Source organism: Sphingobium sp. TB-6, assembly GCF_012927365.1.
Classification (GTDB): domain Bacteria; phylum Pseudomonadota; class Alphaproteobacteria; order Sphingomonadales; family Sphingomonadaceae; genus Sphingobium.
Map to the genome: position 1 here is coordinate 173338 of NZ_JABBGL010000009.1, position 25302 is coordinate 198639.

Below are 25302 nucleotides of genomic sequence, written 5' to 3' on the forward strand. Positions count from 1 at the left end.
GACGTTCGATGAACAAGACCTATTCGAGCGCGCAAGACGCCCTGTCGGGCCTGTTGAGAGACGGGATGACCCTGTGCGTGGGCGGCTTCGGGCTCGCCGGCATTCCTGAGCGGCTGATCGATGCCATTTTGGAATCCGGCGTTCGCGATCTCACGATCGTTTCGAACAATTGCGGAATCGACGATGTCGGTCTCGGAAAGCTGCTGCGCAATCGCCAAATCAAGAAAATGATCGCTTCCTATGTCGGGGAAAATAAAGAGTTCGAGCGGCAATATCTGGCCGGAGAACTGGAACTGGAATTCAATCCGCAGGGCACGCTTGCCGAGCGCATCCGGGCGGGCGGAGCAGGCATTCCCGGCTTCTACACGAAGACCGGCATTGGCACCCTTGTCACCGAGGGCAAGGAAATCAAGGAATTTGACGGACAGGCCTATGTCCTTGAACGCTGCATCCGTGCCGATCTGGCGATTGTCAAGGGGTGGAAGGCGGATGAAGCGGGTAACATGACGTTCCGCAAGACCGCGCGCAATTTCAACCCGGTCATGGCAACCGCGGCGCCGGTCTGCGTCGCGGAAGTGGAAGAGGTCGTGCCGGTGGGGAGCTTCGATCCGGATCATGTCCACCTGCCCGGCATCTATGTTAAGCGGCTGATTGTCGGCGCGCCTTATGACAAGCAGATCGAGTTCCGTACCGTGCGGCAGAAGGAGACGGCATGATGGGTTGGGATCGCAACCAGATGGCGGCGCGGGCGGCGCGCGAACTGCAGGACGGCTATTACGTGAATCTGGGCATCGGCATTCCGACCCTGGTGGCTAATAACATCCCCGATGGCATGACCGTCACGCTCCAGTCGGAAAATGGCATGCTGGGCATCGGCCCTTTTCCCTATGAGGGGGAAGAGGATGCCGATCTGATCAATGCGGGCAAGCAGACGATTAGCCAGCTTGCATCTTCAAGCTTCTTTTCCTCGGCTGACAGTTTCGCGATGATCCGGGGCGGGCATATCGATCTTACTGTGCTGGGCGCGATGGAGGTTTCCGAAGGCGGTGACATCGCCAATTGGATGATTCCGGGCAAGATGATCAAGGGCATGGGCGGCGCGATGGACTTGGTCGCAGGTGTGAGGAAGATCATCGTGGCGATGGAGCACAGCGCCAAGGACGGTAGCCCTAAATTCATTCCTCAATGCACCCTGCCGCTGACCGGCAAGAATGTCGTCGACATGATCATCACCGACCTGGCGGTGTTTCAGCGGACCGATCACGCTCAGGCCTTCCGATTGATCGAGATGGCGCCTGGCGTCACGGCCGACGAGATCGCTGCGAAAACCACCGCCCATTACATCGTCTGAATAACAGCGGAGGAGCATGTCATGTCCGCAATCATGATCGTCTGCATGACCATGTTGGATGAAGGTTGGACGCAACGCTATTTTGCCGAAGTGCCCGCGCTGCTGGCGGCCCATGGCGCGCGCCAGCTGAGCGGCGGACGCGGCGTGGAGCGGCTTGAAGGCGAGGGGCCAGCGCCCGATCGCGCCGCCGTGTTCGAATTTCCCGATTTGGCGGCCGCTCGCAGCTTCATGGCGGACCTGCGTTATCAGCCTTATCTGGCATCCCGTCGGGCCGGATCGCGGTCCGACATCTATCTGTTCGAAAATGCTCTGGTCTCGGGGCAGATCGCCTGAAGTGCCGAACGGTAGGGCAAACCGCTTTCAAATCATCTTTTCCACGCCAGCAGTATGACCCAGATCCGCCGTTTCAACACGAGCGTATTTTCGTTGTGACCGGATCAAGATGACCGCTTCTCACGGCAGCAGTTCATGCACCAAATTCTTCCTCGATCGCCGCGCGATATTCTTGGCGGCTATATAGCCGAAGGTCATCGCAGGACCGATCGCCAGCCCGCCAGCTGGATAATGTCCACGTACCAGGGAATTCATGTCGAGACCGGCGGCATATAGCCCTTCTATCGGTGCACCCTCCGCTCCGATGACACGAGCCTCGCCATCGGCCTCCAGCCCACTGACTGTGCACAGATCACCCGGATGAAGGGTGATTGCGTAGAAGGGGCCATCCTTGATTGGGGCGACATTGGGGTTGGGCGTGTGATCGAGATCGCCCATGGCCGTCGAATAGACGTCTTCACCTCGACGGAATTCAGGGTCTGCGCCCCGGCGCGCGCCATCATTATAGCGTGCGACGGTGCTTGCCAAGGCGCCAGGAGGAAGGTCCAGCATTCGGGAAAGTTCCAATATCGACCGTCCACGCATCAGATAGCCGGAGCGAAGATGCTTGCCGAACCGAAACGGCGCCGGGCGGACAAGGCCGGCGCCATAGCGTCGCAGGAAGCGGTGGTCCATGATCAGATAGGCGCGCTTGAGTCCCAGTGTGTTCATCGTGTTGACGAAATGCTGGTAGTGAAAGGCTTCGTTGACGAACCGGATGCCTTTGTCGTTCACTGCGATGGCACCTGGAAGGTGGCGGTCGAGCGCGAAATGCGCGAAGGTCCGATCCTCGCCCGTGGGATTGTGTTCGACCGACATGGGCATCCAGATCGCATTGGCTGCGTTATCGGTGATATGCCGTCCCCCCAGGCGTTGCGCCATGCTGATGCCATCGCCGCTACATTCTCGGGGTTGATAGGACCAGGCCTCATCCGGTTGCACCAGATGCATCCGGCGCATGGCATCGTTGGCGCCGTAGCCGCCGGACGCAAGCACGACGCCGAAGCGCGCCCTGACCGGAGACCGTTTGCCTTGGTGCTCTACCATGAGACCCCGAACAGCCCCTTCTTCCTCTATCAGCTCGACGGCGGCGGTCTCCGCGCGCAGGGCGACCCCGCATTCCGCCGCAGACAGAAGCAGGCGCGCCGCCAGGGCGTTGCCGCCGACCAGACGTGTCGTGCGGCCATGGCGCAGCTTGTCGGTGATGAAGCGTCCGAGCAGTCGCAGCATGTAGAGGGCCGCCTTCGGCGAGCGCGTCACCTTCATGGCGATGGCCGCGTCAGCGAAATTGAACTGCATGCCCTGAAGGGTCAGTTCCGCGCGAGCCGGCCGCAGCCTGCGTAACAGGGCGCCCATCTCACGCCCGTCAAAGTCCTTCGTAAACATCGTTCGTCCGACATGCGCGCCAGCGTGGGATGGCTCGTAGTCAGGCAGAAGGCTGGGTTCGAAGCGGACATGGGTGTTGGCTTCGACGAAGCGGACCATTTCGGGTGCCGCTTCCAGATAGGCGCGTACAAGCGCGTCATTGTAATCTGGCCCAAGCGCGTTTTCGAGATAGTGACGCGCGTCCTCCAGATCATCGGCGAGATCTATTTCCGCCATGTGAGGGTCGTCCAGCCAAGTGCTCTTTTCACTTTTGTTCGGAAACGCACAGCCGCTTTCCCTCCTTATCGCTGCCTGTCCTTTCTGTTCATCTATCATCGGCTTGCCGTGCGAGCCTTGTCCGAGAGACTTCAAACTCTTGCACCTCAGACGTCATGCCGGGTCGTCGGTCGTCGTCGCACAATGTATAGACGCCCGTCGCGGCGCGACTCATCGTGCCGCTGTTGAGAGAAGGGGCACCGGAACGTTGCCCATTTTCGAAATCGGGTTGGGACAAGAGCGTGAACCAGGCATCGGCTGCACAGGAAGATCATAGGGTCACGTTTGCGCGCGCCCGCCGCGAACGGATGCGCAGCCGGCTGCTGCAGGCGACGTTCGACGTTTATACTGCCGATCGGGGGATAAACGATCCGGCGGTGATCGACGACGTCATCCGAGCGGCCGGAGTTTCGCGCGCGACCTTCTACAAATATTTCTCATCTCTCGAAGAGGCTGCGGCGGAGCTCGGGCATCAACTGGCGGACGAGATGGTGCGCGTGCTTGATCCCATTCAGGATCCGCTCACTGAACCGCTGATTCGCGCGAGCGTCGGCATCCAGTTCTTCCTGTGGCGTGCGGTGGATGAACCCAATTGGGGTAATTTCGTTGCGCGAAGCAGGCATGTCGTGAGCGAGACGTCGCCCTTCATGCGTCGCGTCACAGGCGACGTCGACGATTTGGTCCGGGCGGGAGTGCTGAGTTTCGCGCGGCTCGATGCGGCGGTTACCTTCAATAATGGTGCGTTGATGAACGGCATAAGCACGATCAGCCAGGGCGTGGAGCGCCCTGCTGAGTTCATCGAATCGCTGACCATCATGATGCTTTGCGGATTTGGTGCCACGCAGGACAGTGCCATCGATGGTCAGAAAAGGGGCTCCGATTTTCTGCGCAGAACAGCACCCAGCCATTATGAATGGTGGCGCGCTCATCGCTGAGCGCTGCCTAGAATAACGCATATATCTTTGAAATCTATTGCGTTTCGTCCTTGGCGTGCGGCGGTTTCGTCGCGCGACGGAACGCCGTGGCGGCGCGCAACGAAGCTATTGACGCTACTAGAATCTAATAGTAGACAAAATGTCACTATTAAAAATGACGACATCGGGAGAAGGTATGGCGACCACTATAGCCAATAGCGCGGACGTGCTTGACCGGCGCTTCCTCAACAAGACGCCGCAGGAAGAAATCGAATATGCGCTGGACCTCGTCGAGCAGCATTTCCATGAAGAAAACCCTTCACAGATCGATGCTTGCATGCGTCTCTATAGCGACGACGCTATATGGGACGCACCGGCTCGCGGGGTGTCGTACAAGGGCAAGGAACAGATCCGGAAAAATTATCTGGGCGTGTTTGAAGCTGCCGAGGGTATCCAGTTCTTCCCGATTGATCGCTTTGGCACTGCGGATCGGGTTGTTGACGACATGTGGGTGACGTTCAAGGTTCGCGGGCCGGGTTTCGAAAACTGCCCTTATCCGGTCGGAACCCATGTCAAGATGCGGCTCGTCCATATCTTCCATATCCGTGACGGGTTGATCAGCCGCGAGGGCGGTTACGAGAGCTGGGCGATCGATCCCCGGCCAGGCGTAAGCCCCCTCGATTATTGAGCAGACCGCCCGACAGGGCGGCTCCGCGGCATCGTAAAATCAAACAACGGACAGTCGTAACGACTGTTCGAGCAGGAGAGCTATTATGGCGACGCATCCGGTTCAGGCCGGGCCGGGCGGCGACCCGGTCAATCCGGTCATGGCCGCGACCGCATTGGTTGCAGAACTCAGGAAGAGAACGCCCGAGATCAATGCGCTTGGTCGACTGCCCAACGATCTGGTCGACAAGATGGTGGAGGCGGGTCTGTTTTCCCTCACCATCCCACGCCAATATGGCGGGCAGGAGATCGATTGGCGGACCTATATGGAGGTTCTCGTCCAGGTCGGGCGCGGAAACGGGTCGGCGTCTTGGGTGCTGGCGATCTTGAACACCGTCAATTGGATGGTGGCGGCGATGTTCCCGAAGTCGGTGGCCGACAGGGTCTTCGCAACGCCGGGCGGATTTCGCGCGGCAGCAGTCCAGACGCCGCGGCAGTATAATATCCGCAAGGTCGATGGCGGCATTCATATCGAGCAGGGCCGCTGGCCGTTCAATTCGGGCATCTATCACGCAAATTGGGATGGGCTCGGCGTACCGAGCTTCGACGCTGATGGTAATGAGGTCGCGCTCGACTGTCTTGCGCTGGTTCCCGCCGACAAGGTGAAGATCCTTGATGACTGGAATGTCGTTGCGATGCGTGGCACGGGAAGTTCGACCGTCATCGTCGAAGACCTGTTCGTGCCGGACGAATATATCACATCCATGTCCGACGCCGGCAGAGGCATTTACAATTCGCCGCATCTGGCCGGGCAGCCCTCTTATCGTTCGCCTTTCATGCCGTTGTTCACGGCGACGCTGGGCTTCCCTGTCCTGGGCATGGGTTATGGTGCGCTCGACATCTTCATCGAGCAGATGAAGACCAAGAAGCTGTTTTATTCGCGGTATGACGACCAGCGGGACGCGCCTATTACCCATTTGCAGTTGGGAGAGGCTTCCGCCAAGCTCGATGCCTGTCGTTATCTGCTTGGAAACGCAGTCGACGAAATCCAGGATTCGGCCGAGCGCGGTGGCGATATGGCGCTGGATGACCGGGCTCGGCTGAAGCGCGATATCGGTTTCAGCAACCGCATGGTCTGTGAGGCGATCGACCTGTTGGCTACGGCATCAGGTGCTTCACTGGGCGGGGCGTCTAATGCGTTTACGGCCGTGTGGCAGGATATTCGCGTCGGCCATGTCCATGCCACTCTGGCGCCGAATACCAATCTTGAAACCTATGGTCGTTTGCTCGTGGGACTTGATCCAGGGCATCCTTTCGTTTGAATGGATCGTCGCTCAAAGGATGTGCGGCTCGGCCTCCCGCTGATTTTCTGGAAAAGGCGATCCGGCGGACAGCTTTTGAGTTTCGCCTTAGCTGATGGCACGGGCCGCATTTGAGAGAAAATGTTGTCCCCAAGCCAATGTCGGCCTGCATATGCCGCCGGCACATTCCGGCCGCGGGCCGAACTCGACAGGCAATAAAATTTGAGGATTTACTCAATTTTGTTGACGATCGAGCAGGCGCGATCATACACCAAAGAGACTGAGAATTCATTCAGAATGCGCTGCGAGCGCATCGCTCTCAGATAATCGAAATAAAGGGAGGATATCATGTCGAAGCAACTGCGCATCCCTCGTCCTATGCTGCTGGCCGGCCTGCCGCTCGCGATGGTCAGCACATATGGGCCGGCATGGGCCCAATCCGGGGCGGGATCTGCATCCAGAGACGTTGGCATCGGCGATATTGTGGTGACGGCGCAGCGCCGGTCGGAAAAGCTGAACGATGTCGGGATCTCGGTCGTTGCAGCATCAGGCGACAGCTTGCTTGCGAAAGGTGTCGCCAGTACGGCGGATCTCACCAAGATCGTTCCTGGGCTTACCGCGACCGAAACCCCCTATGGCACGCCGGTGCTGACCTTGCGCGGCGTTGGCTTCTATGAATCAAGCCTTGCTGCAAGTTCGCCGGTTGCAGCTTATGTCGATGAAATTCCGCTCCCCTATACCCGGATGGCGCTGGGCACATCGCTCGACATTCAACGTGTGGAGGTCCTCAAGGGGCCGCAAGGTACACTTTACGGCCAGAACTCGACTGGCGGCGCGATCAATTTCATCATGAACAAGCCGACCGATGAATTCAAGGCGGGGTTCGATGCCAGCCTCGGTCGCTTCATGGACACAGATGTGCAAGGCTTCATCAGTGGTCCGCTGTCCAACACCGTGCGCGCTCGCCTGGCAGTACGTACGCACCAGAGCGGGGACTGGCAGAAGAGCGTGTCGCGTGATGATACGACCGGTTCCACGCATGTGACCATGGGCCGCATGCTGATCGACTGGCAGGCCAGCGAGGCTCTCACGTTCGAACTCAACCTCAACGGATTCATCGACAAGTCCGATAGTCAGGCCTTGGCTGCGACCAGTTTTCAGCCCAATAATCCCCAGGCGGTCCAGCCCGAAGAACTGGCCGCGGTCTTTACACCACCGGGTGACAATCGACTGGCCGACTGGGATGCCGACAAGAATTTTCGCCGGAACAACTGGTATTATCAGGCCGCGTTGAAGACGACCTTCGCGATCGGTGACAGTGCCGACGTCATCGCCATCACGGCCTATCAGCACTTCAAGCAAGATCAATTCGTAGATTCCGATGGAACGAATGCGGAGGCCGTCGGAAGTACGCAGGACGGCTATGTAAAAAGCTTCTCGCAGGAGCTGCGTTTGCAAGGCCAGGCCGGCCGGCTGAAATATGTGCTTGGCGGTAATTATTCTTATGACAGAATCTACGACAATACGCTTTATATCATCCGCCACGGCTCTCAGGCACATGGTCTTGACGCGCTCGGCCTGGATATCGGGATCGGTCGGACCCATTCACGACAGTCCGCCAAAACCTATGCCGGCTTTGGCAATCTGGACTATGAACTGACCAGCGGTCTAAATCTGCAGGCGGGCATTCGCTACACCAAGCAGACCCGCAAATTCGAAGGATGCCTGGGCGATCCGGGGCCGATCGGTGGCGGGAAATGGGCCAATCTTTTCAGCTATATTTACGGAACCACCATTCCGGTCGGTGGATGTACCACGCTCAATCCCGCGACCGGCTTTATCGGCATGGAGCGGGATAGCAGCAGCGAAGACAATATTTCATGGCGCGGGGCGATCAACTACAAGCCCTCGCCTGGGACTCTTCTCTACGCCAGTGTCGCGCAAGGCTATAAGCAGGGAAGTTTTCCGACTGTCGGCGGCAATTCGAGCACGCAATATACGCCAGCGAAACAGGAAGGCATTCTGGCCTATGAAATCGGCACGAAACTGTCGCTGCTGGATCGTCACCTTCAGCTAAACGGCGCGCTCTTCTACTATGACTACAGCGACAAGCAATTGCGCGGCAAGGTGTCGGACATCATCTTCGGCACGATCGAGCAGCTGTTCAACATTCCCAAGTCCCAGGTAAAGGGCGCGGAACTGCAGATTATCGCGGCGCCTGTGACCGGTCTGACGCTGGAAGGAAATTTGACCTATTCGGACTCGAAGGTAAAATCCGACTTTCCCAGCCTCACGCCGATCGGCGTTGCCACCAATTTGAAGGGAGAGTCCTTCGAACTGACCCCGAAATGGGCAGCGAACGCGAGTGTCAACTATGATGCTCCGATCAGCGATACGATCAACGGCTTTGCCGGTGTCGACGTCAATTATCAGGGCCGGACCCATGCGGGATACGGCGGAGATCCGCTGTTCACGATCGCCCCCTACACGCTCATCGATCTGCGAATCGGCATCCACGCCCGGGATGATGCATGGCGGGGCCAGCTGTGGATACGCAATCTGACCGACAAATATTATTGGACCAACGCCAATTATCTCGGCGAGTTCACCTATCGACAGACCGGACGACCTCGCACTTATGGCGTTTCTGTCAGCTATCGGTTCTGACGCTTCCCGCAGGCATGGTTTCGGAGGACGGCAAGATGTTGAAGTTCATGCCGGTATTCACCAATCGGAAGGATATCAGCCGGCAACGCTGCCTGGATCATTATCGCTGTCGGCATGGCAAGCTGGCCGCGTCCGTCCCCGAATTTAGTCGGCACATGGTGAAATATGTGCAGAATTTCCTCATGGAGGAGGATCGCGACAAGGGTGTTGCAGGAAGTGCCTATGTTGGTGTTTCCGAATGCTGGTTCTATAGCCTGGACGCTTTCTGGACGGCCTTTGCCGAGCCCCGCTATGCCGAGTTGCGCGAAGACGAGAAGCGCTTCCTCGACTTGGATGATCTCCTCCTCGTTGCCGCTTCGCCGTCGCACATTTTCGGACCGACCGAGGACTGTGCGGTGAAGCTTTTCCGCTTCATGGCATTGGATTCCACGGCCGATCCCGCTGCCGCGAAAATCTATTGGGAAACAGGATATAGTGCGGCGGTACGCGACGATCGCCGCCTACGGCGCGTCATCCGCTCCTATGTGCAAAATCGGCCCATGGAAGGGTTCGTGCATAATTTCCCAGCGGCAAAGGGCTGCGACGCGGCGGACGAGTTCTGGTTCGATCATGCCGACGCACTGCCCGATTTTTTTGCGGCGGAGGCCGCGCTGCGGCAGCGATCCGGCCACGACCGACATTTCGATGCGGCGCGGACGATCCAGTTCGCGACGACCACCAAGCTGCTGTGGGATCTGGGAGAAGATCCGGCGGTCGGTTGCTTCCGCGTCCCACTTGTCGGGGAAGGCTGAAGAAAGTTCGCTTCGGTCAGCCCGAGGCGATTATCATGAAGAAAGGAGAGAGGATGAGCGTGCAGGATAATAAAAAAGTCGTGAAGGACTTGTTTGACGCCATTTCCAAAGGTGACGTTGCTGCAATCAGCGCGCTGACGACGGACGATGTGACTTGGTGGGTAGCGCCGAACAACAAATTTTCGGGTTTGCACTCGAAAAGCGCGTGGCTCGAGATCATTCCCCAACTGTTCGCTGGAGCTGCGGGCCCGCTGACATTTCGTATCGACGAGGTGACAGCCGAGGATGATCGCGTCAGCATGACCGCCAAGGGCCATCTGCTGCTGCGCAGCGGCAAGGTCTATGAAAGCGACTATCATTTCCTTCTGTGGGTACGCGACGGCAAGGTGTCGGCGTGCAAGGAATATGCGGACTCCGTTCATATTGGCCAAATCTTCGGCTTCCCGGAAGAGCTGGCCGTCGCGTGAAGGGAACGGTCACCGCGCCGCTCGAGAACTGGCGCTCGTGGATCTATTGAGGAGGACGGTCATGTGGATTAGAAGCGCTTTCTTCGAGGGGCCGCCGGCGCAGGAGAATGCCGCGGCGTTCCGCGATGCGATCGAGCGGGAGGTCGCTCCGGCGATCGCCTGTCTCGACGGCGTTCGCGACGTGGAAACCTTATGGCCGCGCGCGATCGAGGATAGAAACGATGACATGCTCTGTCAGATGCTCGTTCATTTCGACGATGAGAGCGGTATTGCTCGCATGATGGCCAGCGAGGGGCGCGCCGACGTGCGCGCCAAGGTTGCTGAACTGACGAAGGTGATGGAGATTAGGATCAGCCACATCAATTATGAAGTGACCTGAATAGGCGAGAAACCGCCGCAGGAGGGTATCATGGCGAACGCGATCCAGTGGACAACTCCCGATGCCGATGTCCGGACATCGGTTCGTCTTTGGTGTGAATCGATTGGCAGTGAGATATTTGGCATGGCCGTCGACACGCTGTGCCCCGATCATTTCGCGGCGCGGTTCGATGTCAGGAGCTTTGGAGGAAGCGACATCATCCGCGTCGCCAGCAGCCCGCAGCATTTGCAGCGCACGAAGACGGCGATCACTTCGGACGGAAGTGATGACATCATCGTGAACCTGTTGCTGGAAGGAGAAGTCAGGTTCGGCCAGTTCGGTCGGGAAGATATCGCGTGCGCGGGCGACTGTTTCGTCGCGGATTCAGCCATGCCATATTTTCACCATTTCTCTCTGCCGTTGCGCACGTTGAGCTTCCGGCTACCCCGGCCGTGGGTCGAGCGTCATTCGCCCCATGTCGAGGATCTTTCCGCGCGTCGTATTGACGGGGCAAGCTCTTGGGGACGAGCGCTGGCCGCCTATCTCCTGGCGATTGATGAGGGCGGCGATAGCGGCGAGGTCGACCCCACAGTCATGCTGGAACAAGGACTGCAACTATTGCTCATGGCGCTGGCCCCGGCGCGCCGCGAGACTACCACGCATCAGGTTGCGTTACTGCGCCGGGCCTATGGCGCGATTCGCGAACGGCTGGGCGAGGAGGGGCTGAAGCCTGCCGACGTGGCGCGTACGCTCGGCATTTCAAGGAGCTATCTTCATGCCCTTTTCGCGCGGGAATCGAGCAGTTTTTGCACGGTACTTGAAAATATGCGCATAGCGCATTCCATGACCCTGCTTGACGGCGGTGACGCGCGGTTGACAATCGCAGAGGTCGCTGCGCGATCGGGTTTCGCCAGTGCAGCGCATTTTTCGCGGAAGTTTCACCTTGCCAAGGCCATGACGCCGACCGAATATCGAAGACGCCATTGATGCATACATGAATGGAGGGCAGGGCAGCGCCAGATATGATCGGGACCGGGAATATCAGTCGACCTTCTTGACGGAACGTCTGTTCTTGGCTGCCGGTTCGAGGGTTATAAGATATGGGAGGACGTCATGGTCTCCCGCGCAGTGCGCCATGGGAAGATTAGTCAGCCGCGGAGCCTCCACTTCGGGAACGCCTAGCATATGCAGGGAGGAGGCGATCGCCAAATGGCCGGTCGCAGAAAAGCGGCAGGTGAGGCGCTCGCATTTCCGGCAAGAATGTTTTGCGACGATCACAGCGACTTCATCCGCTGCCTCGCGCGCGCAAGCGAGTGCCTTGGTCCCGGATCGATAATGACGGCGATCCGTTCATGCTTGCCCGCCGTCTCAGCAGGCAGGTGCGTCTAATGGTTTAAACGACCTGATAGTTGATGTGACTGATGTGCACATCGATCAGTTGGGACAGTTGGGCCACCCTGGCACGTACGGCGGCCCGGCCTTCACTAGCCAGCATGCGGGCGATGCCGCTTTCGGCGTCGAAGCGGACCAGCATCTGGCCCAGCATATGATCCGAGCGGTCCTCGATCGACTGCGGCCAGAGCATTTCGACCGACATCACCCCGTCCAGGTGCGCAATCGCAGGGACGATCTCCTGTTCGATTGCGGTACGAAAGGCCGACTCCTGCTGCTGGCCGGATGGTCCTTCAAAGAAAGCGCTTCTGATCCACATAAATCCTCCCTTGCTGGTCGACGATGAGTTGGAAATTGCCGTGGAAGCGGGAAGGTCAGCCCTCAGGGGATGACGACGATACGAGCTCGCGAACCGTTGATCTAGGCCCGCCATGCCTCTTCAAACTTATCCAGGGGATGGGAGCGTATCGCGATCTGAATATCGCCTAAGAGCGCATGCTCGCACAGCCGGCCATAGGCCTCTATCTGCTGCTTCCGAGGAGCGTGATAATAGGCAAAGCCCAGGACATCGAGGGATTGCATCCGCGCGGGTTGCGCATCGCGCCTGAGACTGGGGGACAGCGGCGACCCAATCTGGACCATCCGTCCGCCATGGCGCATGGCCGTCAGGGCCGCTTCGGCAGGAGCGCCATTGAGATAATCAACGACAATGTCGGCCCCACCCTCCGCTGCATCGAGCATTCGTTCCGCAAGAGAATGCGGATCGTTCAGATCGATGATCGCATCGGCGCCCAGCGAAAGGGTCTGCTGAAGCGCGGCCGCATGTCTTCCTGCCGCTACGATGCGACCGGCACCCAGCAGGCGCGCTGCTGCCACCGCTATGAGGCCCGAGATGCCCGTGGCGCCAAGGATGACTATGGTCTCCCCCGCCTGCATCCGCGCTCGCCACGACAAGGGAAGCCATGCGGCCAGTCCCGCATTGCCCAGAGCGGCGGCCAGATCATCCGGCACAGGCTCGGGCACCGGAAGCCCCCTGCCGGCATGGACGAGCGCATATTCCGCCATCGATCCATAGGGGGCGACCAGCGGGAGGCGCCAAGGTCATCCCAGCCGGGATGCGGCACAATATCGTGAATGTCTCCGACCAGCCATTTCGTTCGATCGATATTGATATCAAGTCGACCGAGCGCCCGCTGACCGATCCTTCGGACAGTCGGCTATTGACCAGCCCTGAGCAGGCGCGCGCATGAGCGGCCGTCTCTTAAGAATATTGTACAGGAAGCGAATGGTGTGAACTTGATCGGTAAAGTCATCGTCGTGACCGGCGCGGAATCCGGGATCGGTCGTGAGATAGCCAAGACATGCAGTGCGGAAGGGGCGACACTGGTTCTGGCGGGGCTCAGCCTGTCGGGGATGGAGGAAACGGCGGCGCAGTGTGGAGGCGATCACATCTCCTGCTGCACGACGGACATTTCCGATGAAGCGCAGGTCACGTCATTGGTGGCTCACGCCGTACAGCGCCATGGCGCCATGCACGGATTGGTCGCCAATGCCGGCATCACCGGGCCACGAAACGCGCTTGTCGACATAGCGTTGCATGACTGGCGGAGCGTCATCGACATCGACCTGACGGGCACATTCCTGACCGTGCGCGAAGCCGCCCGTCACATGATAGAACAGGGGCAGGGCGGTTCGATCGTCATCACCGGATCGTCGACGGCCATTCGTCCTCTGTCTGGATTCCTGCCCTATATCGCAGCCAAGGGTGGCCTGCATGCGATGGCCGAAGCGTTGGCGCTGGAACTGGGCTCTCACAGGATTCGTGTGAACACGCTCGTTCCGGGAACGACCGCGACGCCTCTCACCCACGCGATGGATGGCTATCTGGCCAAGGCGGCTCTGGCGCTGCCGCTCGGCGAGGTCACCGAAGCCGCGGAATTGGGGCGCTATGTTGCCTTCGCACTGAGCGATGCTGTGCCACATATGACCGGGAGCCTGCTGAAAGTGGACTCCGGTCGCACCGTGGCCTGAGTTGGAGTGCCCCTCAGGATGACGGATCCTCAAGTGCACATGCCACCTTCCGGCGTAGCCGACGCGGCACCTTCGCGCCGATTGGCCAAGGCGCAAGCCTGGACCGTTACGGCCCTCTTGACGCTGTTGACCGTGGTGTCCTTTGTCGATCGGCAGGTGCTGGCACTGCTGGTCGACGATCTGAAGGCTGATCTCAAGATCAGCGATATCCAGTTTGGCGTGCTGATTGGCCCGGCCTTCATCATCACATATAACCTGCTGCTGATGCCAGCGGCGTTCCTTATCGATCGCTGGAACCGCAAACTGCTCCTGATCTTCGGCTGTGTGCTCTGGACGGCCATGACCGCCTTGTCCGCCTTTGCCCAAAGCTATGAGCAACTTGTGACGTTGCGCCTAGGACTGGCTGTGGGAGAGGCGTTTCTTGGACCGATTGCGATATCGATCATCGGAGACTTGTTCTCCCGCGACGAGCGCTCGCTGCCAACTGCGGTTTTCGTCGCAGGGGGAACGGTCGGAACGACCAGCGCTACCTTCTTCAGCGCGCTGGCGTATGAATGGGCGATGTCGATCCATCTGGTCCTGCTCACGATCGGCGTTGCCGCGCCCTGGCGGCTGACACTGATCGCGGTTGCAATGCCGGCGGCCATACTGGGCGTGTTGTTCACTCTTTTTGCGCGCGAGCCGATGCGGGACACTGCCGACCCTGGCGATAGACCCGACGCCGTGTCTCTGGGCACCCATACGCGAAGCCACGGGGTAATCTATCTGCCAGCCTGTCTGGCGGCCGGGTTGGTGCTCATGAGCAGTTCCGCGATCAACATCTGGGGGCCGGCATTCCTGATGCGGGCCCATGGTCTGACACAGGTGGAGGCAGGATATCTGCTGGGAGCGACATCGCTTGTCGTCAGCGTGACGGGGCTGCTCAGCTTTCCCATACTTGCCCGATGGCGCGCCCGATCACGTCCGCGCAGCACCGCCATGACGGAGATATCCGCTGCGGCCACAGCATGCGCGATACCCGGTTTGGCTCTGGCGGGCCTGTCAGGCACGCTCTGGATATCCATGGCCGGCGTGGGGATGTCGCTGGGCTGACTGGCTTGTGCCCTTGCCTTGCCGACGCAATTGATCCAGCTTCACACGCCGTCTTCGATCAAGGCCAGGGTCACTGCCTTTGCCTTGTTCGTGATGTTCCTTATTTCTATCGGCATCGGACCGGTGCTCATACCCATCGTCGCGCAGGCGGTCTTTGCTGGCCCCTTCGCCCTCGGTCGGGCGCTCGCCGTCAGTGGCGTGCTGGCCTGTGGCGGGGCGCTTCTGTTAAAGCTGTGGTTGCATCGTCAACTTATGCTCATGCGTGGCGACGGACCTTTGCTGAGGGCGGACGCGTCGGCAGAAGCAAGCGCGCCGCAATACCACTTCATGCAGAGTAAGAACGGCCTGGGAGCCGAACCAGAATAGGAGAAGAGGGATGAAGATTGCGCGTATCGGCCCTTCCGGCGGCGAGAAGCCCGCAGTGATCGACGAGCAGGGCATCGTCCGCGATGCCAGCGGCCTGATCGGTGAATGGTCGGGGGCGACCCTGGTTGAGGAGCTCAGGAAGCTGGAGACGGTCGACCTTTCGCGGCTTCCGGTCATCTCTCCTCCGTTCCGATATGGGCCGCCCGTCAGCGGCATCGGGAAGATAATCGGGATTGGCCTCAACTATCGGTCGCATGCCGAAGAAGCCGGAATGGCGCTTCCTGCCGAGCCGGCCTTTTTCCTGAAGGCGACCTCGTCGATCATCGGTCCGAACGACGATGTCATGTTGCCCAGGGGGAGCGTAAAGGGTGATTGGGAAATCGAGCTTGGTGTCGTGATCGGAAAGGCGGCGCGATATGTCAGGGAGGCCGATGCCATGGATCATGTCGCCGGCTATTGTATCGTCAACGACGTTTCGGAACGTGAACTACAGCTTGAACGCGGCACGCAATGGACGAAGGGAAAGTCCTGCGATACGTTCGGCCCAATCGGCCCCTGGCTGGTGACCCGTGACGAGATAGCCGATCCGCACAACCTGCGCTTGATACTCACCCTCAACGATGAGGTGATGCAGGATGGTCATACCGATGATCTCGTCTTCACCGTACCTCAATTGATAGCGCGAATGAGCGAGATTTTTACGTTGCATCCCGGCGATATCATATCGACCGGAACGCCCGGTGGTGTGGGGCTGGGCATGCGTCCCTCGCGGTTCCTGAAGGCCGACGACGAGATGCATTTGCAGATCGGGGGGCTCGGCGAGCAACGGCAAAAGGTCATGGCCCATCAATGAAGAGCAGCCATATTCGATGCTCCCCCGCATCGTCATAAAAAGGGACGAGCTATCGGATCGGGCTGGACGAGGCTGCCGAGTCCGATATGTCGAAGGTTTTGCAACTGTTCGCCGTTTCCCTGGGCCAGTCCGAAAGTCAGCGCCGCATGAAGCCCATCCAGCGCAGTAGCGCATAGGTGATGGCGGCCGCACCGGCTGCCAGAGCGGTCGCGTGCCATGTCCCCCAGGGGTCTTGCGCGAAGGGCAGGCCGCCCGTGTTCATGCCGAAAATGCCCGTCACCAGTGTCGCGGGCAGCATCAGCGCCGTCACGATCGAGAGGATGTAGAGATTCTGGTTGGTGCGCTGCGCCTCCTGAATATCCAGTTCCTCCCGCAGCAGGCGAAGCTGACCCTGGACGCCCAGAATATCGGCGTCGAGCGACTGGAGCCGCTGCGCCACCTTCTCGACACTGGGCAAAAGTGCGGTGGGCAGTTCCTGATCCTTTTCCAGCCGCTGGAAGACGCTGCGCATACCCGACAGCAGCCGGTGAAGCTGCGCCAGCCTGCGCCGGATGCCGATGAGGTCGCGGGCCGAAGGGGGGTGATGGCCGTCGAGAAACGCGTCCTCGGCCCGCTGGACGTCCAGGCTGAGCGTACGGCTGATGTCGGCGATATTGTCCGCGATGGAATCGACCAGCAGTTCCAGCGCCCGTGCGGGATCGATGGCGGTAGTGGCATGCTCCAGCCGTTGGCGCGCGATATCGGCGGACCGCAAGGGGTGCATGCGCGTCGTCAGCATCAACTCGGGCGTCAGGGCAATCCGCAGCGCGCCGATGCGGGCCGTGTCGATCACGTCGAAATCCCGTTCGAAATCGTGCAGCACGCATCCGACCGCCCTGCCGTCGACCAGCGAGCGCTGATGCGTGTCGGGGGAAAGCAGCATTTCCCGCAGGGAGGACGGCAGGCCAGCCTCCCGCTCTATCCAGGCGCGGGTGCCGCGATCGGCCAGGTTGAGATGCAGCCAGCGGAAGGCGCCGGCGCGATCAGCCTCGCACCGGTCCACAGGCCGCGATCCTCCTGCCGTGAAATCCAGACCCCATATGAGTCCCGGACCCATATCCGCCATCGGCACGGAGATGCGAAAGAGGGGATCCTGCTGAACAGTCGTGGCGCACATCTCCCGTCGAACCGGCCCTATAAAGCGGCAGGATGACATTATGGTGGCATTACTGGTGAATTACGGGACTCGCCTTCGCCCGGCGGCATCGCTAACATGGATCAGCCGCTTTCTTTCCGGCGATCCCATGTCAGGATATTTATGCCAATAGAGATTGAGCGCAAATTCCTTGTCGTGGGCGATGCATGGCGGCAGAGGGCCGATAAGGGGCGCTGCCTTCGTCAAGGCTATGTCGCGCATGAGGCGCATGCGAGCGTGCGTGTCCGCCTGTCCGATGAGGGAGCCTGGCTCACGTTGAAGAGCGGGCGAGCGGGCATCGTGCGGGACGAATTCGAATATGAGATTTCGCGCATCGATGCGGAGGATATGCTCGACAGGCTGTGCGTCGGCCCGGTGATCGAGAAGACGCGCTACCGCGTGCCCCATGGCGGCAAGATCTGGGAGGTAGATGTTTTTGCCGGCCGGGCGGAAGGGCTGGTTCTGGCCGAAATCGAACTGGCTGCCACGGATGAACCGTTCGATCTGCCCGACTGGGCGGGCAAGGAAGTCACCGACGATCCCCGCTTCCGCAATTCGGCTATCGCTCTGATCCCGATGGCCGAAGTGGCCGCCTGAAAAGGCCTGCCGCTAACAGCGCACCAATGTCACCGGCACCGGCTCTATGCCGTGCGCCAAGGCCCGTCCTTCTGACCGGGGCGCCCCTTGCTTCCCCGGTCAACCCATCAGGCCCGTGCAGCCGTGATGGAGGGATGTTCCGTAGCCCGGATTCCAGCGGCCTTGCGTTCGGAATAGCGGTCGACCAACTGCGCGGCATGGGGCCGCATCAGCACGGTGATGCGAACCAGCTCCTCCATCACGTCGACAATGCGATCATAATAGCTGGATGGCCGCATCCGACCCTCTTCATCGAACTCCTTATAGGCCATGGCTACCGACGACTGATTGGGGATGGTGAACATCCGCATCCACCGCCCCAGAAGGCGAAGGGTGTTCACCGCGTTGAAAGACTGCGAACCGCCGGACACCTGCATGACCGCCAGGGTTCGGCCCTGGGTCGGGCGCAGTCCCTTCATCTCCAGCGGCAGATGGTCGATCTGCGCCTTCATGATGCCGGTGATCTGCCCATGGCGCTCCGGGCTGCACCACAGCATGCCCTCGGACCACAGGGCATGTTCGCGTAGCTCGTGGACCGCCGGATGATCGTCGCCCTTGACCTGATCGGGGAGCGGAAGGTCCGATGGATCGAAAATCCGCGTCTCTGCGCCGAAATATTCCAGCAGCCGCGCGGCTTCCTCAACGGCCAGCCGGGAGAAAGATCGCTCCCGCAGCGATCCGTAAAGCAGCAGGATACGGGGTGGATGCTGGTCGTTTCCCAAACCGAGGGCAGGGCGGCGGTGGACAAACTCCTGTTGCAATGCCGGCAGGTGATCGGCGGCCAACAGCGGGCGCAAGCGGTTCATGCAATGTCTTTCCGATTCTCACCGAAGATGGCTTCGGAGGCCAGATGGGCGACAAGGGCGCCGGCGAATTGCGCGGCAATGAAGCCGGGCACGCTGGTCGGGGCGATACCCGCAAAGCTGTTGCTGAGCGACCGGGCGATGGTGATCGCCGGATTGGCGAAACTGGTCGACGATGTGAACCAATAGGCAGCCGTGATGTAGAGCGCGACGCTGGCCGGCACCCATTGCGGATGCGTCTTCGCGGTTCCGATAATGGTCAACACCAGGCCGAAGGTCGCGATGCCTTCTCCGGCCCATTGGCCGATGCCGCTGCGAACCTTTTCCGAAACCTCCCAGATCGGCGCGCCGAACATGATATGCGCGGCCCAGACGCCGAGAATGCCGCCGATCAACTGAGCGCACATATATTGCAGGGCCGTGCTTGTCCCAATGTGGCCGCGCAAGCGCATCACCAGCGTCACCGCCGGATTGAAATGCGCTCCCGAAACCGGCCCCAACATGGTGATGAGAACGAAGAGGATTGCGCCTGTCGCTAGCGTGTTCCCGAGCAGAGCGACCGCGCCATTCCCGCCAGAGAGCGTCTCTGCCATGATGCCCGAACCGATGACGGTCGCGAACAGCATGAAGCTGCCGAGCGCCTCTGACCAAAGTGCCGAACGATTCATCCGTGCAGCAGGCGATGGCCGGATGCGTCGATGACCTGCTCTCCATCTTCCTTGGCAAAGGCGGCTTTTTGCGCTTGCGGGAGCAGGTCCAGAACCGCCTCGGACGGGCGGCACAGTTTCACGCCCAAGGGCGAGACAACCAGGGGGCGGTTGATCAGAATGGGATGCGCCATCATGGCATCGATCAGCGCGTCATCGGACAGCGTTTCATCGCCAAGGCCCAATTCGGCATAGGGCGTGCCTTTTTCGCGCAACAGCGCGCGAGGGGCAATCCCGGCGCGAGCGATCAGGCTTTCCAGCATGGCGCGCGAAGGGGGCGTCTTGAGATATTCCACGACGTGCGGCTCGATCCCGGCATTGCGGATCATCGCCAGCGCGTTGCGTGACGTGCCGCATTCAGGATTGTGGTAGATGATGATGTCGGTGGTCATTCGGTGGCTCCCGCCTTGCTACTGGCGCCGTCGCCCTGACCGATCTCCCTGAACTGACGGCGCGTTGCCATCTCATCGAGGCTGGCGAGGGGCAGCGCGAGGAAAAGGGAAATGCGGTTTCGCAGATAGTGGAGCGCGCGCATGCCCGCAGTATCGAAGCCAAGATCCTCCAGCACGGCGATCGCCATGGGATGCACCGCGCCTTTGGGCTGGCTCCCGGCGCTATAGGCGCGAAAGCGGCCTTCTCCCAGCTTGTTCATCAGCGCCTCGCCCAGAATGGAGCGGGCCGAATTGCCGGTGCACAGAAAGAGGACGTTATAGATTTTGTCGGTCATGGCCTGATACCTTCAGCAGCAGGTGAGTTCAGCGATCAGAGGCTCGCAGAGCTCGCGGCGGCCCTCGCAACAATCCTTGGCGAGATAGAGCATCAGGTCGCGCAATTTGGCGATGTTCGCACGCTGGATCATCTGTCGGCCGCGCTTCTCGGCCAGGACCAGCTCCGCCGCGACGAGGACGGCCAGATGCGTGGAAAAGGTGCTCTGGCTCAGTCCCGATGCGTCGACAAGCTGCCCGGTGGAAAGACCCTCGGGTTCCGCGCGGACGAGGCGTTGAAATGCCTCCAGGCGAGTGGGATGGGAAAGGGCAGCAAGGGCGCCGAGTGCGTCTTCGATTTCCATTCATCGTCTATTACCGATGAATTGGCTGTCGTCAATATCTATCGAAATTATCCGATGCGTTTAATATTCCAGAGACATGGCTTGCGCTTATCCTTGGCGGACGCTGTCGATGACGCGCCGGATATTCCCAGCGCCGCCAGGGTGCCGGCGACATCCCGACAGTCCCGGGACAAACCGCTCAGTGCCGATCCGCAAGAACACGGAACCCCAAGAAATAATCGCCTTGCCTGCCCCGCCATGATAGATTTCCCTGCCCGCCGATCCAGGTAGGCGCGAGTCTTTGCAGGGAGGAACCATGACACTCTCGATCGGCAGCAAGGCCCCCGACTTCACGGCGCAGACCACCAAGGGCGAAATCCGCTTCCACGAATGGCTGGACGAAAGCTGGGGCATCCTCTTTTCGCACCCCAAGGACTTCACCCCCGTCTGCACGACGGAGCTGGGCTATCTCGCCCGGCTGACCCCCGAATTCGCCAGCCGCAACTGCAAGGTGATCGGCCTGTCGGTTGACCCCGTCGGCAATCATGAGCGCTGGCTGGCCGACATCAAAGCCGCGACCGGTGGCGACGTCACCTATCCCATCATTGGCGACAGCGACCTGAAAGTCGCCCAAGCCTATGAAATGCTCCCCGCCAGCGCCGGAGATAGTAGCGAAGGCCGCACCGCCGCCGACAATCAGACGGTCCGCACCGTCTACCTGATCGGCCCTGACAAGCTCATCAAGGCGATGCTGAGCTATCCCATGAGCAGCGGCCGCAATTTCGACGAGGTGATGCGCCTGCTCGATAGTTGCCAACTGACGGCAAAGCACAAGGTCGCGACCCCGGTGAACTGGAAATGGGGAGAGGATGTCATCATCGTCCCCGCCGTGTCCGACGAGGAGGCGAAGGAACGCTTCCCCGAAGGCTGGACCAGCGTCACGCCCTACATGCGCGTCGTCCCCCAGCCCCAAGACTAATATGTTCTTCGCGGTCTTTCAGGATGGCGAAGGATGCAAATCCTATATCATCGCCAATGAGGCGTGCTGCGCGGCGGCCATCATCGACCCGGCGCTGGATCTGGTCGACCGCTATCTGGGCGAGGTGAACCGGCAAGGCTTACGCGTCCGCTACATCATCGACACGCACACCCATGCCGATCATTTCTCCGGCGCGCGGGCGCTGCGGGAGGTGCTGCACGCTCCCATCGTCATGCACCGCTTCTCCCCCGCGCCCTATGTCGACATGCATGTGGAGGACGGCCATTCGCTGCCGCTGGGCGACATGCGGATGCGCATCCTCCACACCCCCGGCCACACCCGCGATTCCATGTGCATCCATGTCGAGGATCGCCTGTTCACTGGCGATACGCTGCTGATCGGCGGCACCGGGCGCAGCGACCTGCCCAGCGGCGACCCGGTGCAGTTGCATGACAGCCTGTTCCACAAACTGCTCGACCTGCCCGACGACACGCTGGTTTTCCCGGCCCATGATTATAAGGGTCGCGAAGGCTCTACTATAGGGGCCGAGCGCGCCAGCAATCCCCGCCTCGCCAAGACCGATCAAGGCGAGTTCGTCACGTTGATGAACAGCCTCAACCTGTCGGCTCCCACCCACCTCACCGAAGCGCTGCGCACCAACATGTCCGGCGGCAAGACCGTGCGCCAGTTGCTGGCCGAAGCGGGCGCCAAAGTGCCCTTCATGGCGATGGACGAACTGCTCCGCCGTTTCGAACTGCGGGCCAATGATTTCGTCATCCTCGACGTGCGCGAAAAGGACGCCTTCGCCGCCGGCCATGTGCCGGGCGCCATTCACCTGCCACGCGGTCAACTCGAACTGCGCGTCAACGAAGTCCTCCCCGACCCCAGCGTGGAGGTGCTGACCGTGTGCGAACTGGGCAAGATTTCCACGCTGGCGGCGGCCACGCTGCACGAACTGGGCTTCCACCGCGCCACCGCGCTCGACGGCGGCATGGCGGCATGGCGAGAGAAGGGGCATCCGCTTGAAAAAGCCGGGCCAGCCTGACCGCGGGTTCCTGCATGGGAGGCTTTCGTACGAAGGCGCCCGAAACCCTTCACCATTCCGGTTACTCGGCTGTGGGGTTGTCGATCCTGGAAGCTACCGTTCGTGGAAAGACGTGCCAATAGGTCTGAGAGGCCGAATCCGGGGTATTCCGGCTTGGGCAGTTTGGAGCAAGCATCTCGGTAAAACCGCTGCTCGCGAATGGCGTATACGCGCCTTCAGTTTTCTAGAAATCCTTATTCGGTGCACCCCGCCCAGCCGGGGAGATGCGCTGCTTCCCTGGATCGCGCCAAAGCGAGCGCTTTGCGCAGGCAGGCATCGAAATCATCACGCAGGCGGGCAAGCTTGATCCTTTGACGAAGGAAATTGGCCCAGAGAAATTCGGCATAGAGAATGTCGGCTTTTGCATAGCCGCCTGCCCTTCGTAGTGCTCCGGCCAGGGATCGATAGGGATCGTCGGCAAGCCTGCCGATATGTTTGGGCAGCGCTTCATAGTCGTGCCGCAGTCCCTTTTCGTCAAAGGGATGCAGCCAGTTGCGATTGTCCATATAGGTGAGGAAGGCCGCCCTGTTGAGATGGCCAAGGTCGGCCACCACGCTGACCAGGATATGGACGACCCCCTCTTCATGAAGGGCGCGGGCAAGGTGGTGGTGATCGACCATCCAGCGTCTGCCCTTGGGGCCGATCACGACCGGGATCATATGGCGTCCCAGGAAATCGGGCCGGTCGCGATCCGCGCGGATGCTCCATTCATGCCGTTTGCGCGCCACCTCGATCAAACCGACCGTCATCTGCGTGGGGCGCAGTGCGGCCAGTTCGACCGAATGCAACAGGGGTTCAGGGCTGACATGCGGCATCATCTTTTTCCCGTTTCAGTGCTTGCACGGCATCGTCCACACTATAGCTGCTGCGCGCGATCAGATCGGTGGCGCCCGCGGTGCGCATCAGGTCGCGGACATGGTCACGCACCCGCGCCAGTTGCACGGTGATGCCGCTCGCCCGCATCATGGCGTCGAATTCGGTCAGGGCATCCAGCGCGGTGCTGTCGATGTCGAAGCTTTCCTCCAGGCTGAGTATCAGCATACGCCTGTCGGGCTCCGCGCGCAGCAGGTCCGCGACACGCCCCAACACCCGCTCGGCATTGGCGAAGAACAGCGGCTCGGCGGGGCGCAGGATCATCATGCCATCCGGGCTGACCGCATCGCGGTGGCGCAGCAGGTCGACATAGTCATGCCCTGACCCCAACTGGCCGAGTTGGCTGAGCTGCGGCGCCGCCAGACGCTGGATCAGCAGTGCAAGCGACAGGGCTATGGCAAAGAGCATGCCGTCCAGCACGCCCAATATCAGCACACCAGCCGCGGCTCCAAAGGCCGTCAGACTATCCCGGCGGATGCGCCAGAGCCGAAGCAGCGGGCCGGGGTTAAGCGCATGGAGCAGTGCCGCGATGACCACCGCCGCCAGCACCGGCTGCGGCAGCCGTGCGACCAGCGGCATGGCGAAGATCACCAGAGCCCCGAGCGCGCCTGCCGCCACCAGTCCGGCCCAGCGGCTGCGCACGCCGGCTGCCTCCGCGGCCGATCCGGCGGAAAAGCCCGCACCCACCGGCATGCCTTGCACCATGGCGGCGGCGAGATTGGCGACGCCCAATGCCGCCATTTCCCGATTGGGGTCCACCCGGTCGCCATGGCGCAGCGCCAGGCTGCGCATCGTACCCCAGCTTTCGGCAAGGAGGATGAGGACGATCGGGGCCGCCAGCTGGACAAGCCGGGACAAGTGTTGCCAGTCCGGTAGAGTGATCCCTTCCCAGCGGGGGATCAGGTCGATCGTCCCGACGCTGGCCACCCCCCGGCCTGGCAGGTCGAACAGCACCGACGCGCCGATCCCGCCCGCCAGGACCAGGAGGGCGCCCGGCAGGGACGGCGTCCGCTTCAGCGCCAGCAGTGCGGCCAGGGCGGCAAGGGCGGTGGCGATGCTCGCCATGTGCCAGCCACCCATATTGTCGAGCAGCGCCAGCAGCAGCGTGCCGATCGCCGGTCGATGCAGTGGAAGGCCGACGATGATCGGCAATTGCTTGATGATGATCGTGATCGCCAGGCCAAAGGCGAAGCCACGCAGGACGGGACGCGATATGAAACTGGCCAGCCCGCCCAGCCGCGCCGCCGCCATGACGCAGAAGATCAAGCCGGCCATGGCGACGATCAGCGTTGCGGCAGCGCTGCTGGCGCCTGCCTGCATAGGAAGGGCGGCGAGTGCCGCGGCCAGTATCGCGGCCGAGGAAGAGGTAGGGGAAATGATGGCAAAGCGGCTGCGGCCAAGGATCAGATAGGCACAGGCACCGGCGATGGCCGCCAATATGGCGCGCTGCGGCGGCAGGCCCGCTATGCCCGCATAGGCGATCGCTTCGGGCAGCATCAGGCCCGCAATCGAAAGCCCGGCGATGGCATCGCGCCCCTGCATGGTTGGACATCCTCTGCACAGCCCGTCCCAAGGGCGTGGCGCCATGTTTCGCAAGCCATGCGCCGGACGGCAAGAGCCTGTTGGAGCCAGATATGATTTCTGCGTGCCAACTGAGGCTGGCCGCTTCCGCGCCGTCTTCTTCATGAGCGGGGAGGCTGGACAGATGTCGGGACACGCACCCTTTCTATCGGCGA

General features: G+C 60.8%; 29 protein-coding genes. 18 read left to right on the forward strand and 11 right to left on the reverse strand.

Features of this window, described 5'->3' with window-relative positions:
- Nucleotides 1-8: 8 nt before the first annotated feature.
- From HHL26_RS14460 to HHL26_RS14470, 3 genes are read left to right on the forward strand one after another with little or no spacing between them, the layout of a single operon-like run.
- A complete protein-coding gene (locus HHL26_RS14460) occupies nucleotides 9-716 on the forward strand; it encodes a CoA transferase subunit A (RefSeq protein ID WP_066556061.1) in 708 nt (235 codons plus the stop codon).
- Entirely contained in the window at nucleotides 716-1351 is a 636-nt protein-coding gene (locus HHL26_RS14465) for a 3-oxoacid CoA-transferase subunit B (RefSeq protein ID WP_066561568.1), read from the forward strand. Before HHL26_RS14460 ends, HHL26_RS14465 begins: the two co-directional genes overlap by 1 nt.
- Nucleotides 1352-1372: 21 nt before the next feature.
- Nucleotides 1373-1684: a DUF1330 domain-containing protein gene (locus HHL26_RS14470; protein ID WP_066556065.1), complete on the forward strand. Its 312-nt coding sequence runs from the start codon at nucleotides 1373-1375 to the stop codon at nucleotides 1682-1684.
- A gap of 120 nt (nucleotides 1685-1804) precedes the next feature.
- Here the strand turns inward: HHL26_RS14470 and HHL26_RS14475 are convergent, their stop codons facing one another.
- Nucleotides 1805-3325, reverse strand: coding sequence for an FAD-binding protein (locus HHL26_RS14475; protein WP_066556066.1), 1521 nt, complete (start codon nucleotides 3323-3325; stop codon nucleotides 1805-1807).
- Between the two features lie 347 nt (nucleotides 3326-3672).
- Here HHL26_RS14475 and HHL26_RS14480 point away from each other — a divergent pair, with 347 nt between their 5' ends.
- The 8 genes from HHL26_RS14480 (at nucleotide 3673) to HHL26_RS14515 (ending at nucleotide 11515) form a co-directional block, all read left to right on the forward strand.
- Nucleotides 3673-4299: a TetR/AcrR family transcriptional regulator gene (locus HHL26_RS14480; RefSeq protein ID WP_169576142.1), complete on the forward strand. Its 627-nt coding sequence runs from the start codon at nucleotides 3673-3675 to the stop codon at nucleotides 4297-4299.
- A gap of 175 nt (nucleotides 4300-4474) precedes the next feature.
- Nucleotides 4475-4966 (forward strand): nuclear transport factor 2 family protein, encoded by a 492-nt coding sequence (locus HHL26_RS14485; protein WP_066556070.1) that lies wholly within the window; start codon nucleotides 4475-4477, stop codon nucleotides 4964-4966.
- 85 nt (nucleotides 4967-5051) lie between these two features.
- Nucleotides 5052-6266, forward strand: coding sequence for an acyl-CoA dehydrogenase family protein (locus tag HHL26_RS14490; protein WP_066556071.1), 1215 nt, complete (start codon nucleotides 5052-5054; stop codon nucleotides 6264-6266).
- A 327-nt stretch (nucleotides 6267-6593) separates the two neighbouring features.
- Nucleotides 6594-8912, forward strand: coding sequence for a TonB-dependent receptor (locus HHL26_RS14495; protein WP_082748490.1), 2319 nt, complete (start codon nucleotides 6594-6596; stop codon nucleotides 8910-8912).
- A gap of 35 nt (nucleotides 8913-8947) precedes the next feature.
- On the forward strand, nucleotides 8948-9703 hold the full coding sequence (locus HHL26_RS14500) for an EthD domain-containing protein (protein ID WP_158511731.1): 756 nt from the start codon (nucleotides 8948-8950) through the stop codon (nucleotides 9701-9703).
- 53 nt (nucleotides 9704-9756) lie between these two features.
- Nucleotides 9757-10170, forward strand: coding sequence for a nuclear transport factor 2 family protein (locus HHL26_RS14505; RefSeq protein ID WP_066556075.1), 414 nt, complete (start codon nucleotides 9757-9759; stop codon nucleotides 10168-10170).
- Between the two features lie 61 nt (nucleotides 10171-10231).
- On the forward strand, nucleotides 10232-10549 hold the full coding sequence (locus tag HHL26_RS14510) for a hypothetical protein (RefSeq protein ID WP_066556076.1): 318 nt from the start codon (nucleotides 10232-10234) through the stop codon (nucleotides 10547-10549).
- Nucleotides 10550-10579: 30 nt separating this feature from the next.
- Complete coding sequence (locus HHL26_RS14515; protein ID WP_082748494.1) at nucleotides 10580-11515, forward strand: helix-turn-helix domain-containing protein; 936 nt, start codon at nucleotides 10580-10582, stop codon at nucleotides 11513-11515.
- 406 nt (nucleotides 11516-11921) lie between these two features.
- Here the strand turns inward: HHL26_RS14515 and HHL26_RS14520 are convergent, their stop codons facing one another.
- Both HHL26_RS14520 and HHL26_RS14525 read right to left on the reverse strand, forming a co-directional pair.
- Complete coding sequence (locus HHL26_RS14520; protein WP_066556080.1) at nucleotides 11922-12239, reverse strand: hypothetical protein; 318 nt, start codon at nucleotides 12237-12239, stop codon at nucleotides 11922-11924.
- Between the two features lie 101 nt (nucleotides 12240-12340).
- Complete coding sequence (locus HHL26_RS14525; RefSeq protein ID WP_066556082.1) at nucleotides 12341-12985, reverse strand: zinc-binding dehydrogenase; 645 nt, start codon at nucleotides 12983-12985, stop codon at nucleotides 12341-12343.
- Between the two features lie 231 nt (nucleotides 12986-13216).
- Between HHL26_RS14525 and HHL26_RS14530 the strand changes: the two genes are divergently transcribed.
- From HHL26_RS14530 to HHL26_RS14545, 4 genes are read left to right on the forward strand one after another with little or no spacing between them, the layout of a single operon-like run.
- On the forward strand, nucleotides 13217-13951 hold the full coding sequence (locus tag HHL26_RS14530) for an SDR family NAD(P)-dependent oxidoreductase (RefSeq protein WP_169576143.1): 735 nt from the start codon (nucleotides 13217-13219) through the stop codon (nucleotides 13949-13951).
- 18 nt (nucleotides 13952-13969) lie between these two features.
- Nucleotides 13970-15043 carry an MFS transporter gene (locus HHL26_RS14535; RefSeq protein WP_082748497.1) on the forward strand — a complete coding sequence of 358 codons (1074 nt, stop codon included), beginning with the start codon at nucleotides 13970-13972 and terminating at the stop codon, nucleotides 15041-15043.
- 18 nt (nucleotides 15044-15061) lie between these two features.
- Entirely contained in the window at nucleotides 15062-15409 is a 348-nt protein-coding gene (locus tag HHL26_RS14540) for a hypothetical protein (RefSeq protein ID WP_066556087.1), read from the forward strand.
- A gap of 10 nt (nucleotides 15410-15419) precedes the next feature.
- On the forward strand, nucleotides 15420-16262 hold the full coding sequence (locus HHL26_RS14545; protein WP_066556089.1) for a fumarylacetoacetate hydrolase family protein: 843 nt from the start codon (nucleotides 15420-15422) through the stop codon (nucleotides 16260-16262).
- Nucleotides 16263-16398: 136 nt separating this feature from the next.
- Here HHL26_RS14545 and HHL26_RS14550 read toward each other — a convergent pair whose 3' ends face one another.
- Nucleotides 16399-17358 carry a transporter gene (locus HHL26_RS14550; protein ID WP_066561570.1) on the reverse strand — a complete coding sequence of 320 codons (960 nt, stop codon included), beginning with the start codon at nucleotides 17356-17358 and terminating at the stop codon, nucleotides 16399-16401.
- A gap of 201 nt (nucleotides 17359-17559) precedes the next feature.
- Between HHL26_RS14550 and HHL26_RS14555 the strand changes: the two genes are divergently transcribed.
- Nucleotides 17560-18033, forward strand: a complete 474-nt coding sequence (locus HHL26_RS14555) for a CYTH domain-containing protein (protein WP_066561571.1) — start codon at nucleotides 17560-17562, stop codon at nucleotides 18031-18033.
- A 107-nt stretch (nucleotides 18034-18140) separates the two neighbouring features.
- Here the strand turns inward: HHL26_RS14555 and arsH are convergent, their stop codons facing one another.
- From arsH to HHL26_RS14580, 5 genes are read right to left on the reverse strand one after another with little or no spacing between them, the layout of a single operon-like run.
- The gene (gene arsH, locus HHL26_RS14560) at nucleotides 18141-18878 is read right to left on the reverse strand and encodes an arsenical resistance protein ArsH (protein ID WP_066556092.1); all 738 of its coding nucleotides are present in this window, start codon (nucleotides 18876-18878) and stop codon (nucleotides 18141-18143) included.
- Nucleotides 18875-19543 carry an MIP/aquaporin family protein gene (locus tag HHL26_RS14565; RefSeq protein ID WP_066556094.1) on the reverse strand — a complete coding sequence of 223 codons (669 nt, stop codon included), beginning with the start codon at nucleotides 19541-19543 and terminating at the stop codon, nucleotides 18875-18877. Before HHL26_RS14565 ends, arsH begins: the two co-directional genes overlap by 4 nt.
- The gene (arsC, locus tag HHL26_RS14570; RefSeq protein ID WP_066556097.1) at nucleotides 19540-19974 is read right to left on the reverse strand and encodes an arsenate reductase (glutaredoxin); all 435 of its coding nucleotides are present in this window, start codon (nucleotides 19972-19974) and stop codon (nucleotides 19540-19542) included. The genes HHL26_RS14565 and arsC overlap by 4 nt, the downstream gene beginning before the upstream one ends.
- On the reverse strand, nucleotides 19971-20309 hold the full coding sequence (locus tag HHL26_RS14575) for a low molecular weight phosphatase family protein (protein WP_066556099.1): 339 nt from the start codon (nucleotides 20307-20309) through the stop codon (nucleotides 19971-19973). Before HHL26_RS14575 ends, arsC begins: the two co-directional genes overlap by 4 nt.
- Nucleotides 20310-20321: 12 nt before the next feature.
- Nucleotides 20322-20651 carry a metalloregulator ArsR/SmtB family transcription factor gene (locus HHL26_RS14580; RefSeq protein WP_066556102.1) on the reverse strand — a complete coding sequence of 110 codons (330 nt, stop codon included), beginning with the start codon at nucleotides 20649-20651 and terminating at the stop codon, nucleotides 20322-20324.
- Nucleotides 20652-20946: 295 nt separating this feature from the next.
- Here HHL26_RS14580 and HHL26_RS14585 point away from each other — a divergent pair, with 295 nt between their 5' ends.
- Nucleotides 20947-21609: a peroxiredoxin gene (locus HHL26_RS14585; protein ID WP_066556104.1), complete on the forward strand. Its 663-nt coding sequence runs from the start codon at nucleotides 20947-20949 to the stop codon at nucleotides 21607-21609.
- A gap of 1 nt (nucleotide 21610) precedes the next feature.
- Nucleotides 21611-22654 (forward strand): MBL fold metallo-hydrolase, encoded by a 1044-nt coding sequence (locus tag HHL26_RS14590; RefSeq protein ID WP_066556106.1) that lies wholly within the window; start codon nucleotides 21611-21613, stop codon nucleotides 22652-22654.
- Between the two features lie 233 nt (nucleotides 22655-22887).
- Here the strand turns inward: HHL26_RS14590 and HHL26_RS14595 are convergent, their stop codons facing one another.
- Both HHL26_RS14595 and HHL26_RS14600 read right to left on the reverse strand, forming a co-directional pair.
- Nucleotides 22888-23511: a ParB-like protein gene (locus tag HHL26_RS14595; RefSeq protein ID WP_237229990.1), complete on the reverse strand. Its 624-nt coding sequence runs from the start codon at nucleotides 23509-23511 to the stop codon at nucleotides 22888-22890.
- Nucleotides 23489-25108, reverse strand: a complete 1620-nt coding sequence (locus HHL26_RS14600; protein ID WP_066556108.1) for a SulP family inorganic anion transporter — start codon at nucleotides 25106-25108, stop codon at nucleotides 23489-23491. The genes HHL26_RS14595 and HHL26_RS14600 overlap by 23 nt, the downstream gene beginning before the upstream one ends.
- Nucleotides 25109-25302 lie beyond the last annotated feature (194 nt).

Bases quoted from the DNA above. Each gene is read 5' to 3' on its own strand.
- HHL26_RS14460 (WP_066556061.1), top strand. From the start codon at position 9: ATGAACAAGACCTATTCGAGCGCGCAAGACGCCCTGTCGGGCCTGTTG.
- HHL26_RS14465 (WP_066561568.1), top strand. From the start codon at position 716: ATGGGTTGGGATCGCAACCAGATGGCGGCGCGGGCGGCGCGCGAACTG.
- HHL26_RS14470 (WP_066556065.1), top strand. From the start codon at position 1,373: ATGTCCGCAATCATGATCGTCTGCATGACCATGTTGGATGAAGGTTGG.
- HHL26_RS14475 (WP_066556066.1), bottom strand. From the start codon at position 3,325: ATGGCGGAAATAGATCTCGCCGATGATCTGGAGGACGCGCGTCACTAT.
- HHL26_RS14480 (WP_169576142.1), top strand. From the start codon at position 3,673: ATGCGCAGCCGGCTGCTGCAGGCGACGTTCGACGTTTATACTGCCGAT.
- HHL26_RS14485 (WP_066556070.1), top strand. From the start codon at position 4,475: ATGGCGACCACTATAGCCAATAGCGCGGACGTGCTTGACCGGCGCTTC.
- HHL26_RS14490 (WP_066556071.1), top strand. From the start codon at position 5,052: ATGGCGACGCATCCGGTTCAGGCCGGGCCGGGCGGCGACCCGGTCAAT.
- HHL26_RS14495 (WP_082748490.1), top strand. From the start codon at position 6,594: ATGTCGAAGCAACTGCGCATCCCTCGTCCTATGCTGCTGGCCGGCCTG.
- HHL26_RS14500 (WP_158511731.1), top strand. From the start codon at position 8,948: ATGTTGAAGTTCATGCCGGTATTCACCAATCGGAAGGATATCAGCCGG.
- HHL26_RS14505 (WP_066556075.1), top strand. From the start codon at position 9,757: ATGAGCGTGCAGGATAATAAAAAAGTCGTGAAGGACTTGTTTGACGCC.
- HHL26_RS14510 (WP_066556076.1), top strand. From the start codon at position 10,232: ATGTGGATTAGAAGCGCTTTCTTCGAGGGGCCGCCGGCGCAGGAGAAT.
- HHL26_RS14515 (WP_082748494.1), top strand. From the start codon at position 10,580: ATGGCGAACGCGATCCAGTGGACAACTCCCGATGCCGATGTCCGGACA.
- HHL26_RS14520 (WP_066556080.1), bottom strand. From the start codon at position 12,239: ATGTGGATCAGAAGCGCTTTCTTTGAAGGACCATCCGGCCAGCAGCAG.
- HHL26_RS14525 (WP_066556082.1), bottom strand. From the start codon at position 12,985: ATGGCGGAATATGCGCTCGTCCATGCCGGCAGGGGGCTTCCGGTGCCC.
- HHL26_RS14535 (WP_082748497.1), top strand. From the start codon at position 13,970: ATGACGGATCCTCAAGTGCACATGCCACCTTCCGGCGTAGCCGACGCG.
- HHL26_RS14545 (WP_066556089.1), top strand. From the start codon at position 15,420: ATGAAGATTGCGCGTATCGGCCCTTCCGGCGGCGAGAAGCCCGCAGTG.
- HHL26_RS14550 (WP_066561570.1), bottom strand. From the start codon at position 17,358: ATGGGTCCGGGACTCATATGGGGTCTGGATTTCACGGCAGGAGGATCG.
- HHL26_RS14555 (WP_066561571.1), top strand. From the start codon at position 17,560: ATGCCAATAGAGATTGAGCGCAAATTCCTTGTCGTGGGCGATGCATGG.
- arsH (WP_066556092.1), bottom strand. From the start codon at position 18,878: ATGAACCGCTTGCGCCCGCTGTTGGCCGCCGATCACCTGCCGGCATTG.
- HHL26_RS14565 (WP_066556094.1), bottom strand. From the start codon at position 19,543: ATGAATCGTTCGGCACTTTGGTCAGAGGCGCTCGGCAGCTTCATGCTG.
- arsC (WP_066556097.1), bottom strand. From the start codon at position 19,974: ATGACCACCGACATCATCATCTACCACAATCCTGAATGCGGCACGTCA.
- HHL26_RS14575 (WP_066556099.1), bottom strand. From the start codon at position 20,309: ATGACCGACAAAATCTATAACGTCCTCTTTCTGTGCACCGGCAATTCG.
- HHL26_RS14580 (WP_066556102.1), bottom strand. From the start codon at position 20,651: ATGGAAATCGAAGACGCACTCGGCGCCCTTGCTGCCCTTTCCCATCCC.
- HHL26_RS14585 (WP_066556104.1), top strand. From the start codon at position 20,947: ATGACACTCTCGATCGGCAGCAAGGCCCCCGACTTCACGGCGCAGACC.
- HHL26_RS14590 (WP_066556106.1), top strand. From the start codon at position 21,611: ATGTTCTTCGCGGTCTTTCAGGATGGCGAAGGATGCAAATCCTATATC.
- HHL26_RS14595 (WP_237229990.1), bottom strand. From the start codon at position 23,511: ATGATGCCGCATGTCAGCCCTGAACCCCTGTTGCATTCGGTCGAACTG.
- HHL26_RS14600 (WP_066556108.1), bottom strand. From the start codon at position 25,108: ATGCAGGGGCGCGATGCCATCGCCGGGCTTTCGATTGCGGGCCTGATG.